Genomic DNA, 12392 nt, shown 5'->3' on the forward strand with positions numbered 1-12392 from the left:
ATATTCTAGCAAATAATCACGATGTAATAATAAAAAAAAAGCACATAAATAGATGAGAACGTATTTTAACGAATATAATAGCTATGTATAGAAAATTTATTTCTAGTTTGTTTTTTCTGCGTTTTTTTGTATTGGTAAATGAATTGAACTAAAAACATGTACCGAGATTTGATTAATAGCAAAATAAATTTAAATATGAAGATAGCGTTTTTGGGAAATACGCTTAAAACATTAAAAACATTAAGGTAATTATAATCTTTAATGTTGATGGTTCATTTTTCTTTTGGATTATGAATTTTAAATAAGTTGCTATATGAAAACAAGGAGTTACTCTCACTTAATTATACCTTTTTCAATAATTATTCACTTAACTATAATAAATAGCTTGCTGTTTATTATGACTACTGAGACTTATTCAAATGTTTCAAGCATACTGTTTTACAATTTTTCTTGGTTAATAATTACTTATAGTTTAGATTTTTATCCTACGGCTCGTAAGGAGAAATTTATGACTAACATAAAGAAAATGTTTTATCTGTATATCATTTACGGTTTAGCATATTTCTCATGGTTTGGAATAAGAGGTGTTCAGCCAGATATTCAATATCACTTATTAGTGTTTTTTATAATATGTATTTTTCTTACTCTATATAGATGGGTTTTTTACATGTTTATAAGGAATTACAGATTAAGTGGTGGTAATTATGTAAATGTGGTTGTAATAGGGCGTGATAAAAATTTAAAGAAAATACGTAAAGTTTTTGATAATCCTTATTATGGATATCGTTATTGTGGTTTTTTTGATGATAAACCATCTGAAAGTCCAACTTATTTAGGTGGTATTTTAGATTGTTTTAAATATATTATTGATACAAGAGTAGATGAAGTTTATTGTACTGCTGCTAAGTTATCAAGATCTGATTTGCAAAACCTAATTAATTTTGCGGATAATAATTTAATAAAATTAAAAATAATACCTGATAATAAAGATATTTTTACACCAGCAATGACGGTGCAAAAATATGATCAAATTCCAGTTTTAGATGTAAGAACAGTGCCTTTAGATGCGGACTTTGGTAGAATTGCTAAGCGTGCTTTTGATTTTGTATTTTCTTCTCTAGTAATATTATTTTTATTGTCATGGTTGGTGCCACTACTATACATCTTAATAAAACTTGAGTCACCAGGACCTTTGTTTTTTACACAAAAAAGACATGGTCTTAAACGTCAAATTTTTAATTGTATTAAGTTTAGATCGATGACTTCCAATGGAGAGGCAAATACTAAAATGGCTACAAAAAATGATAGGCGTATTACACGTATTGGAAGAATAATAAGAAAAACTAGTATTGATGAACTCCCTCAGTTCTTCAATGTTTTCTTGGGTGATATGAGTGTTGTTGGTCCGCGACCACATATGGAGCAACACACATCAGATTACGAAATTTCTGTTGACAAATATTTGGTTCGCCATTTTGTAAAACCAGGTATAACAGGTTTAGCACAAATAAGAGGTTATCGAGGAGAGATTATAAAGCCTTCAGATATATTAAATAGAATTAGATTAGATATATTATATGTAGAAAAGTGGACGTTTTTATTAGATTTTAAAATAATTTTTTTAACAATTTCCAACGCCTTTAGTGGTGAGGAAAAGGCATACTAAAGTATATATAAATTAAAATTAGAAATTATGAGTTGGTTTGTATTATCCGTAAAAAGAAGTCAAGAAAAAAGAGTTGCTAATATATTAGAGAAGATGAATGTTGAAGTATTTAACCCTTTGATAAAAGAAGTTAAATACTGGAGTGATCGTCAAAAGACTATTGAAACTCCTTTGTTCAAATCATATGTTTTTGTTAACCTATCAGAAAAGTATAGAGGTCTTGTTTTTGGAGTGTCGGGAGTTAAAGGTTACCTCTTTTTAGATGGCAAACCTGCATTGGTTCGTGATGAAGAGATAAATATTATTCAGAATTGGATAACTGAAGATACTTATGATTTAGTGATGCTTTCAAAATTAATATCAAGAAATGAAATTGGTATTCAGCAATGGTTGATGAAAAACAATTCAGGTATTAAATGGATTGGTAAAAGTAATGTTTCAGTATTACTGGATGAAATGAATGTTTTAGTTAAAGAAAAACTAAGAGATGTTGTGTAATCTGATGATTACAATATTAACATTTTTTTTTAATAAATACTCGCTCTCAATAACTTAAAAGAAATATGTGTTGTTTTGTGTTAATTCTTTGTCTATTTGATTATGAATTTTGTATTTAAATACAATTAAAACTATAGATTATACAAATTATTAAATACAACATTTTCAACCTACTGTATTACTTTGAATTCTAAAAAAAAAAATGTTCCTTTACTTTAATTTTATGAATATAATATTCAGGAATTAAAAACTAATTTGTAGATATGTTTATAATTTATAAATGATTTTAGCTTATCAATATTAAATTGTTATTAATTAAATTTTAATAGAGAACTTAACCTTAGACGTTTTAAATAAATATGGAAAAAGATATTATCAAAATACTAACAAATTATTTACGTTATTGGTATTTGTTTTTAATTTGTGCTACCATTTGCGTAGCACTTGCTTTTTTATACTTGCGTTATAAGGTTACTCCAGTTTATTATGTTAGTGGTAAAATATTACTTAATGATAAAGAAAATGGAGGAGGAGACGCCTCGGGTTTAGAGTCTTTAAATAACCTTGGGCTAATAAAAATGTCTAGGAATATTCAAGATGAAATTGGGGTATTAAGATCTTATGATTTAATGGAAACAACCATTGAAGAATTAGGTTTATCTGTTGGCTACTTTATTGAAGGAAGGTTTAATGAAGTTGAGATATATGAAAAGTCTATTCCATTTAAAGTAGTAATAAATGATAGTGTTCCTATTTTACAATATGGAACATTAGGTAGTATTTTAGTAATAGATGAATTTAGTTATGAGCTACAAACTATAGATTCAGATGAAAATATAAAAAAAGAAACTTATAATTTTGGAGAAGAATTAGTTACTGATTTTGGTCAATTCCATTTGGTGTTAAATGAAGGTATGTATGACTTAAAATCTCAGAGTCCAGTGATAGTGAGGTTTAGAAATGTAAAAGCTATAGCATCAAATTATAATAATGGATTACAAGTATACCCTGTTTATGAGAATGGAGGTGGTTTATTACAATTAGGTTTAACAGATGCTATTCCTCAAAGAGGAGTAGATCTTATAAATAAACTTATTAATGTATATGCTAGAAAATCTGCCGAGCATAAAAATACTCTAGCAAAATCTACGCTAAAACTTATAGATGAGCGATTAGAATTATTGACCACAGATCTTGATATTGCAGAAAAAGGTGTAGAAAACTATAAACAAAGAAACGATTTAACCAATGTTAGTTCAGATGCAGCTCGTTTTATTCAAATGGCGGATGAAGCAGATCGTGAATTGGTTACTTTACGTACAGAAATTAATGCATTAAATTCTTTAGAATCAAGTTTGAGTCAATCTTCTGCAGGGTCTTTTTCTCCAATTAGTTCATTTAATATTCAGAACTCAATACTTACGAGTTCTATTATATCATACAATGAAATAATACAAAAGAGAAGAAATCTTGTAAGTGCTTCAGGTACAGGAAATCCAATGCTTCCGGAAATTGACAGGCAGCTTTCAGATGCTAAAAATATTATTTTAGGAAATGTTAGAAGTATTAAATTAGAACTTACCAGATCTCAAAGAGATATAATAAATAAATCGGCTCAATACAGGTCTAAAATATCTACGGTTCCAACAGCAGAGCGAGCACTTTTAGAAATTAATAGAGATCAAGGCTTAAAACAAAATTTATATCTCTTTTTATTACAAAAGAGAGAGGAGGAAGCTTTGTCTATCAGTGTGCCATTTTCAGATACTCGAATTATTGAAGCACCAAGGTCAGGATCTTTCCCTACAAACGGAGGAAAGATGCCTGTTTATTTAGGCGCTTTACTTTTTGGAATGTTTATTCCATTTGTTTGGGTGTTTGCTAAAGATAAATTAAATACTAAAATTTTAGATAAAGGTGATATTGAAGAAATTACAGATAATCCTATATTAGGAACGATTGCTAGTAACAAGGGAAAAGAGGTTGTTGTCGTTTCCGAAAATAATATTACGCCTGTTGCAGAATTGTTTCGATTAATGCGTCATAATTTAAAATTTCTCTCACAAGGAAAGTCTAATCAAGTTGTAATGGTTACTTCTGCAAAGCAAGGTGAAGGAAAAACTTTCGTATCCATAAACTTGGGTGCTAGTTTAGCTATAACTGGTAAAAAAGTGGTCGTTCTAGGCTTTGATTTAAGAGTTCCCAAACTTATGAAAGATTTAGGATTGACCTATGATTATGGACTTTCAGATTTTATAGTTGACACTAAAATTAAAGTAGATGATATAATAATGCCTTATAATAAGGTGAATAATCTTTTCTTTATTGGATCAGGAGCTATTCCTCCTAACCCAGGAGAATTATTGCTTTCTGAGCGTGTTGAAGAATTAATTAAGGAACTCAAAAAAGTATACGATTATATCATAATAGACACACCTCCAATTGGGAAGGTAGCAGATGCCTATTCTTTAAGCCGTTTTGTAGATTCAACACTTTTTGTTGTTAGATATGATTATACTAAAAAAGAAGAGTTAAATATTATTAACGAAATTTCAAAAAGCAACAAGTTAAACCCACTAATGATTGTATTAAACGATGCGAAAATGGATAAATCTGGTATTTATAGCTATGGGTATGGACCTAAAAAAGCTTAAATCAAAAAAAGAATAACCAAACAGTAACAGTAATAATGATTATTTTAAATGAAGGTAAATAAAATAACATTTTTTTTCCCAGAACTCTCAAAAGTTAATCAAACCCTAGACGTTGAAAATCCAGAATTTTGGAAAACTGATGCAAGTTATACTAATATAATAACTTATAAAGCTTGGTTGTACTACACGTATGTTCAATTAAAGAAATTAAATTATCAAGTAGCGATAAGTGATACATTACCCTTAGATGGTATTATAGTTATTTTGGCTGATAAAAAGTCTAGAGATACACTAAATACTAATTATAAAAACTTAAGTAAAGATGCCTTTCTAATAGTTATAAGGGCAGATGAATTAGAGTTTAGATTCTTGTTAGCAGATATAGAAATAGTTCAAAACGGGAAATATGCCAATAATAAAAATTGTTTTTTTATTCCTCACTGGCCACATCCAGGAATAGTGCCACGAAAAAAAGAGAGAGGTACCAAAATAAAAAATATAGTTTATAAAGGAGGTAGAGGTAATTTAGATCAAATGTTTTCCAGTCAAAAATGGTTGGATTTTTTAAATGAAAATAATTTAAATTTTGTTTTAGATACCGAGGAAAATAATATAGAAACATACCATTGGCACGACTATTCTGATGCAGATATTATAGTTGCTGTAAGACCATCTTTTGATAATCATGATCGGAGCGATAAACCAGCGCTTAAATTAGTAAACTGCTGGTTTGCGGGTGTACCTGCAATATTAGGCAAAGAATATGCTTTTTATGAGCAAAGAAAAAGCGAATTAGATTATATGCAAGCAGAAACATTAGACGAAGTGATTTCTGAAATAAAAGCGTTAATAGAAAAACCAGAAATATATCAGCAAATGGTTGATAATGGAACGGTAAGGTCAAAAGCATTTACTCCAGAAAATATAACAAAAATTTGGTCATCCATTTTAATGGACGAGGTGCCAAAAGTTAAAAAATCTGTTTCTTATAAAGTTTTAAATGTTAGAAATAAAAATATAAAGAAGTTTTTAAGTTTATTTTTTATCAATCATACCTATTTTGAGTGGCGACAAAGGTTAAGATATGTTATAAAAAAACAATCTTGATGAAACTTAAATAAATATAAAATTTCAGTAAATAATTAAAATTAGTTAAATCTTAATTTTCTCCCTAGAAACAATAATTAAGAGATTAAAAACAATAAGTTAATTATGACCCTATTTTAAATAATAATGACAGCTGATAGAAAAATAATTGTTATCACCCCAATTAAAAATGAAGAGTGGATTTTAGAAACTTTTTTAAAAATTACTTTGCAATATGCAGATCACGTTTTATTAGCAGACCAGTATTCAACGGATAATTCTGTTGAAATTGCTTCCAAATTTGCTAATGTAGATGTAATTATTAATGACTCTAAGGATTATGATGAAGCTTACAGGCAAAAATTACTTATTAATACAGCAAGAGAACGTTATGGAAAAGGTAATATCATTTTAGCAATAGATTCTGATGAGTTATTAAATTATGATGCTTTAAAATCAGAAGACTGGTCTAAAATGCAACAAGCAAAACCAGGAACAGTTCTTTATTTTGAAAAACCAACTTATTTTAATGGTACAGAACAAGTTATACGTTATGAAAAGAGTGGAGGATGGCCATTGGGTTTTATAGATGATGATAGTGAGCATTTTCCAAAGCATATACATAGCGCTAGAGTTCCTATTAGAGCGAACTCGCCAAAACTATTTTTAAAAGATGTTAAATTTTTGCATTGTAATTTATTATCTCTTAAAAGGCAAAGATCAAAAATTCGTTATTATTGCTTAATTGAAGCTGAAGGTAAAACAAAAAAATGGCATCAGCGCGTATGGCAATATAATAAAGATTATGATTACTCTAAAGAAGGAAATGGATTAGGGATAGCTGATTATAAATGGGTTGATGGTTGGAAAGAAAATAATATTTCTATAATTCCAGAAAGAGAAGAGAGATTCTATTGGTACGATTTGGAGGCATTAAAAATGTTAGAAAAGGCAAAAAAAACTTATGGTTATTGGCTTGAAGATGTTTGGGATATTAATTGGAAAGAAGTAGGGAAACATTTTAATTATAAAATAAAAAATATTAATGTGCCATCAAAGTTGTTTTTGTTTTTTAGGCAAGGTCTTTACAAAATGATTTATGTTTTTGTAGCGATAAAGAGGAAGCTATAAGTAATACCTAGTAAACCTAAAAATATAACCTACTTAAATTGTTTATGACTTTTTTTAAAAAAATATATAAAAATCAATTATTCATTAAAAGTTATCATTGGCTTAAACTTATTAGTATAACAGGTTCTGCTCAGATAATTATTCAGGCTATCGGGTTTATTTCAGGGATAATAGTTATACGTACATTATCCACCCAAGAATATGCTTTGTATACTTTATCTAACACCTTGTTAGGTACTATGGTTATACTTGGTAATGGTGGTATTACAACGGGAGTTACTGCTCTAGGAGGCAGAGTTTGGCAAAATAAGCAAAAGCTAGGAGAGGTATTGGTAACAGGACTGAATTTAAAAAGACAGTTTGCTTTCTTTACCTTAGTTTTTTGTTTACCAGTATTGATGTACTTACTATTAAAAAATGGAGCAAGTTGGCTAACAACAATTTTAATTGTTCTAGCACTAATCCCTACTTTTATTTTTGCACTTTCCTCTCGATTGCTTGAAATCGTTCCTAAGTTGGAACAAGATATTATACCTCTTCAAAAAAATCAATTAATTGTGAATTTTGGACGGCTTTTGTTGTTGAGTGTTAGTGTTTTTATCTTTCCTTTTGCTTTTATTGCTATTTTATCATCAGGTTTACCACAAATCTGGGGAAATTTAAATTTAAGAAAAATAACCTCCAAACATATTAGTTTACAGGAACAGCAATCACCAAATATTCGCAAAGATATATTAGTTACAGTAAAACGTATTTACCCTCAGGCTTTTTATTCTAGTTTTTCTGGACAAGTCACTATTTGGTTATTATCTATTTTTGGTACAACTAGTTCCATTGCACAAATTGGTGCTTTGGGAAGAGTGGCTATTGTGTTGAGTTTTGTTGGCATTATATTTAATATTTTAATCACTCCTCGTTTTGCTCGTTTAGAAGAAAATTTTAAACTTTTGTTTAATAAATATATACAATTACATGGGTTATTAATAATCGTTTTTACTTTTTTAATATTATTAGTTTATATTTTTTCAAATCAAATTCTTTGGATTTTAGGGTCTAATTATGCTCATTTGCATAATGAAATTGTTCTAGCAACTATTGGGAGTTCACTTAGTGCATTTGCAGGGATTATATATGGTTTATATTCTCAAAGAGGTTGGATTCTTAATCCTGTAATTTCAATTTTATTAAATATAAGTGTATTAGCATTAGCTATTTTTTTAACAGATGTAACAACGTTGAAAGGGGTATTGATTTTAAATATAATTTTATGGTTCATTTTGTCATTAATAAATAGTTTTTATGGTTTATTTAGAATATTAAAATTGAAAAATGATTAATTTGTATTTTATTAACCTTAGAATAAGAGGTACTGTTTTTTTTACTTTTAAAATTAATATCATATATTAAAAAAATTATGAATTTTTCTATTAAAAATGCTATATTTTTTCATCTAACAAGGTTCTTAGATTTATCAAGAATTTATATGCTAAAAAGATTATTAAAGAGTTTTGGGAATAATAGTATTATTAAACATGATTTATGTATCGAATCACCAAGATTAGTAAGTATTGGAAATAATTCATCTATTATGGCACATTGCACAATTTTTGCAGGAGCTGGTGTAGAAATTGGGGATAATGTACAGATTTCGGCAAACTGTGTTATTTCTGGTGCAACGCATCCATTAGATCCAGAAAGGAGAAAAGAACAGATAAATAAAAATGTTGTTATAGCAAACAATGTTTGGATAGGGATGTCGGTTTCTATATTACCCGGAGTAACTATAGGAGAAAATAGTATTATAGGTGCTGGTAGTGTTGTTACTAAAAGTGTCCCTCAAAATCAAATTTGGGTTGGTAATCCAGCTAAATTGCTTAAAGAATTAAATTAACTAAAAAAAAAAAAATGTTATTATCTATTGTAATACCTACTTATCATCGTAATGACTTATTAAAATTATGTCTTGAAGCATTATCACCAATATCACAAACTTTAGATAAAAGGTTTTATGAAGTTATTGTAACAGATGATGGGAATAATTCTAATGCAAAAAAAATGATTAATAATGAGTTTCCTTGGTGTACATGGGTAAAGGGACCTCAGGTCGGGCCAGCTTCAAATCGAAATCATGGTGCTAAGTGTGCTAAAAATGAATGGATTATATTCATAGATGATGATTGCGTTCCTGATAAAAATCTTTTATTTAATTACAAGAAAGCTCAAGAAGAAAACCCTAATATTGATGTTTTTGAAGGTTGTATAAAAGCAGATCGCCCTCAAATGCGATTTGACGAAGAGTCTCCTGTTAATTTAAATGGTGGTAATATGTGGAGTTGCAATTTTATGATTTCTAAGAAAATTTTTAATAAAGTTGGAGGGTTTGATGAAAATTTTCCTAGTCCAGCAATGGAAGATATGGATTTAAGAGAAACATTAAAAGATAATGGAAAGGAAATTCTATTTGTAGATGAAGCATTTGTAATCCATCCTTGGAGAGAATCTAGAAACATTTCGTTTGTAAAAAAGCATCATTCAGCTTACGTTTATTATTCTAAAAAACATAAAAAAATTAGAGAAGAAGAATCAGTTTTAAAAGCTTTCAAGATATACTATAAAAATTGTCTTTTTATTTTTAAAAACATGTTTAAATTTAAATTTAAAGGCATATTTAAACATTTTTTAAATGTTAATTATTCTCTTTTTTTGAATTTAAGATACTTTTTGTTAGATAGATAAAATTATAATTTAAGATAATCAAATTTAAATTCTTTTAATAATAAAATATATAATAAATAACTAAAACCAAATTAATATGAAAATTACAGTAATTGGTACTGGGTACGTAGGTCTTGTAAGTGGTACTTGTTTTGCAGAAATGGGGAATAAAGTTACATGTATAGATGTAGACTCAAATAAGATTGAAAAATTGGAAAATGGAATTATTCCAATTTACGAGCCTGGTTTAGAAGTCATGGTTAAAAGAAATTATGACAGAAAAACTTTAATTTTTAGTACAAAACTTTCAGATCACTTAGACGCATGTGATATAGCATTTATAGCCGTTGGAACCCCTATGGGAGATGATGGCTCAGCAGATTTAAAATATGTGCTTCAAGTGGCTAAAGAAATTGGTCAAAATATGACTACGCCATTAATTATAGTAGATAAATCTACAGTTCCAGTTGGCACAGCCGATAAGGTTAGAGCTGCTATTAATGAAGAATTAGAAAAAAGAAAAGTTAATATCGATTTTGATGTTGTTTCTAATCCAGAGTTTTTAAAAGAAGGTGATGCTATTAATGATTTTATGAAACCAGATCGTGTTGTTATTGGAGCAGATAAAGATGAAACAGCAGAGAAAATGAGGGCTTTATATTCTCCTTTTTTTAGAAGTGGTTCAGCAAGATTAATCATTATGGACGTAAAGTCAGCAGAAATGACTAAATATGTAGCTAATGCGATGTTAGCCACTAAAATTTCTTTTATGAATGAGGTTGCTAATATTTGTGAATTGGTAGGAGCTGATGTTAATGATGTTCGAATTGGTATTGGGTCAGATAGTCGTATTGGTTACAGTTTTATTTACCCTGGTAGTGGGTATGGAGGATCTTGTTTCCCTAAAGATGTTAAGGCATTACACCGCACTGCCGCAGAAAATGGTTATGAAGCGCTTTTAATAGGTGCTGTTGAAGCAGTTAACGATACGCAAAAGTTAGTAATGGCAAAAAAAGTAGTGAAGCGTTTTGGTGAAGATTTAACTGGTAAAACATTTGCTATTTGGGGCTTGTCGTTTAAACCTGATACAGACGATATGCGGGAAGCACCTGCAATTTATATTATTAAAGAATTAGTGAGTCGTGGGGCAAAAATTAAAGCGTACGATCCAAAAGCTATGCATGAAGCTCAAGAATTTTATTTAAAAGGTATAAATGAAGTGTCATATTGCAACTCTAAATATGAAGCTATAGTTGATGCAGATGCTATGATTTTATTAACTGATTGGAAAGAATTTAGAATTCCAGATTTTGAAGAACTTAAAACGCAGTTAAAGCAACCAATTGTTTTTGATGGACGTAATCAATACAATGACAAAATGATGATGAAAAATGGCTTTGAATATTTCCAAATTGGAAAACAACCACTTAAGGCGTAAAATATATTACGGTCATTTAAAAATATAATGCTTCAATTTTATTATTAATATGAATATAATTTTTATTTGTGGCTCTTTAGAACAAGGAAAAGATGGGGTAGGGGATTACACACGAAGGCTTTGCGGTGAATTAATAAAGCAAGGTGTTTCAGTGGGAATGTTGGCCTATAATGATAAGCATATTAATAATAAAATTGAAGCATTACAAATTTCAGAATCCTCTAGTGTTCCATGTTTACGTTTGCCGCATACATGGAATAGTAACAAAAGATGTATTGAATCTAAAAAATGGGTTGATTTTAATAATCCAGAATGGATAAGTTTACAATTTGTGCCCTATTCTTTTGAAAAAAAAGGGTTACCATTAGGTCTTGCTAATCAGTTAAAGAAAATTGGAACTAGTCAAACTAAATGGCATATTATGTTTCATGAATTGTGGCTAGGATTGAATAAATCTGATTCTTTAAAAAATACTTGCATAGGTAAATTACAAAAGTTTATTATAAAGTTTTTAGTAAAAAAACTAAATTTTAATGTTGTTAATACCCAATCGCAATTATATCTCAATGAATTAAATAATCTTAATTTTGATGCGAAATATTTACCGCTTCACGGTAATATACCCTTTATGAGGAGGAGTAAAGAAACTTCTATTGTGACAAATAAAAATAAATTATTATTTGTTGTTTTTGGTTCTGTTAGGAAAGGAACTCCCTTAATCCCATTTGTAGAAGAATTTGTAAATTATTTTAAATCAACAACAAATGAAGGTGTTTTATTATTAGTTGGAAGGTCTGGTGAAGAACAACAAAAATGGGCAAGAGAATTTGAAAAATATAAAATAGAAGTAAGTTTATTGGGTGAAATGAATGAGGTAGAAATATCTAATTTATTTCAAAGTTCAAATTATGGAATAACAACAACACCTTTACCTTTAATTGAAAAAAGTGGAGCTGTAGCTGCTATGAGAGAACATGGTTTGCCAATTATAATTGTATCTAAGAGTTGGGTCCCTAAAAGTGAGTTTTTAACTAATTTACCAGATAATATTATGGAGTATTGTCAAGGTAATTTTTCGGATTTAATGAAAGAAAAAATAAAAACCACTGAAAATCAAGGTGTTATTTTTGTGGCAAAAAAACTTATTTCATATTTATATAATAATACCCAAGAATATAAGAACGAAATTAAAATCACTGCCTAA

The 12392-nt window shown here is 28.7% G+C and carries 10 protein-coding genes; all 10 read left to right on the top strand.

Features of this window, described 5'->3' with window-relative positions; translation table 11 throughout:
* Positions 1 to 313 precede the first annotated feature (313 nt).
* Entirely contained in the window at positions 314 to 1666 is a 1353-nt protein-coding gene (locus BT151_RS14830) for an exopolysaccharide biosynthesis polyprenyl glycosylphosphotransferase (RefSeq protein ID WP_072403109.1), read from the top strand.
* A 27-nt stretch (positions 1667 to 1693) separates the two neighbouring features.
* On the top strand, positions 1694 to 2164 hold the full coding sequence (locus BT151_RS14835; RefSeq protein WP_072403110.1) for a UpxY family transcription antiterminator: 471 nt from the start codon (positions 1694 to 1696) through the stop codon (positions 2162 to 2164).
* Positions 2165 to 2523: 359 nt separating this feature from the next.
* Complete coding sequence (locus tag BT151_RS14840; protein WP_072403111.1) at positions 2524 to 4818, top strand: exopolysaccharide transport family protein; 2295 nt, start codon at positions 2524 to 2526, stop codon at positions 4816 to 4818.
* A 48-nt stretch (positions 4819 to 4866) separates the two neighbouring features.
* A complete protein-coding gene (locus tag BT151_RS14845; protein WP_072403112.1) occupies positions 4867 to 5925 on the top strand; it encodes a hypothetical protein in 1059 nt (352 codons plus the stop codon).
* Between the two features lie 126 nt (positions 5926 to 6051).
* Positions 6052 to 7035, top strand: a complete 984-nt coding sequence (locus BT151_RS14850) for a glycosyltransferase family 2 protein (RefSeq protein ID WP_072403113.1) — start codon at positions 6052 to 6054, stop codon at positions 7033 to 7035.
* Between the two features lie 44 nt (positions 7036 to 7079).
* On the top strand, positions 7080 to 8372 hold the full coding sequence (locus BT151_RS14855) for a lipopolysaccharide biosynthesis protein (RefSeq protein ID WP_072403114.1): 1293 nt from the start codon (positions 7080 to 7082) through the stop codon (positions 8370 to 8372).
* Positions 8373 to 8518: 146 nt separating this feature from the next.
* Positions 8519 to 8926 carry an acyltransferase gene (locus BT151_RS14860; RefSeq protein WP_171946642.1) on the top strand — a complete coding sequence of 136 codons (408 nt, stop codon included), beginning with the start codon at positions 8519 to 8521 and terminating at the stop codon, positions 8924 to 8926.
* A 14-nt stretch (positions 8927 to 8940) separates the two neighbouring features.
* A complete protein-coding gene (locus BT151_RS14865; RefSeq protein WP_072403116.1) occupies positions 8941 to 9771 on the top strand; it encodes a glycosyltransferase family 2 protein in 831 nt (276 codons plus the stop codon).
* A 76-nt stretch (positions 9772 to 9847) separates the two neighbouring features.
* Positions 9848 to 11188: a UDP-glucose dehydrogenase family protein gene (locus BT151_RS14870; RefSeq protein ID WP_072403117.1), complete on the top strand. Its 1341-nt coding sequence runs from the start codon at positions 9848 to 9850 to the stop codon at positions 11186 to 11188.
* 49 nt (positions 11189 to 11237) lie between these two features.
* Positions 11238 to 12392, top strand: a complete 1155-nt coding sequence (locus BT151_RS14875; RefSeq protein WP_072403118.1) for a glycosyltransferase — start codon at positions 11238 to 11240, stop codon at positions 12390 to 12392.

The sequence above is a fragment of the Flaviramulus basaltis genome (assembly GCF_900114265.1).
Taxonomy (GTDB): Bacteria; Bacteroidota; Bacteroidia; order Flavobacteriales; family Flavobacteriaceae; genus Flaviramulus; species Flaviramulus basaltis.

Coding starts and splice junctions, on each gene's coding strand:
- BT151_RS14830 (WP_072403109.1), top strand. CDS start 314: ATGAAAACAAGGAGTTACTCTCACTTAATTATACCTTTTTCAATAATT.
- BT151_RS14860 (WP_171946642.1), top strand. CDS start 8,519: ATGCTAAAAAGATTATTAAAGAGTTTTGGGAATAATAGTATTATTAAA.
- BT151_RS14855 (WP_072403114.1), top strand. CDS start 7,080: ATGACTTTTTTTAAAAAAATATATAAAAATCAATTATTCATTAAAAGT.
- BT151_RS14865 (WP_072403116.1), top strand. CDS start 8,941: ATGTTATTATCTATTGTAATACCTACTTATCATCGTAATGACTTATTA.
- BT151_RS14870 (WP_072403117.1), top strand. CDS start 9,848: ATGAAAATTACAGTAATTGGTACTGGGTACGTAGGTCTTGTAAGTGGT.
- BT151_RS14835 (WP_072403110.1), top strand. CDS start 1,694: ATGAGTTGGTTTGTATTATCCGTAAAAAGAAGTCAAGAAAAAAGAGTT.
- BT151_RS14875 (WP_072403118.1), top strand. CDS start 11,238: ATGAATATAATTTTTATTTGTGGCTCTTTAGAACAAGGAAAAGATGGG.
- BT151_RS14850 (WP_072403113.1), top strand. CDS start 6,052: ATGACAGCTGATAGAAAAATAATTGTTATCACCCCAATTAAAAATGAA.
- BT151_RS14840 (WP_072403111.1), top strand. CDS start 2,524: ATGGAAAAAGATATTATCAAAATACTAACAAATTATTTACGTTATTGG.
- BT151_RS14845 (WP_072403112.1), top strand. CDS start 4,867: ATGAAGGTAAATAAAATAACATTTTTTTTCCCAGAACTCTCAAAAGTT.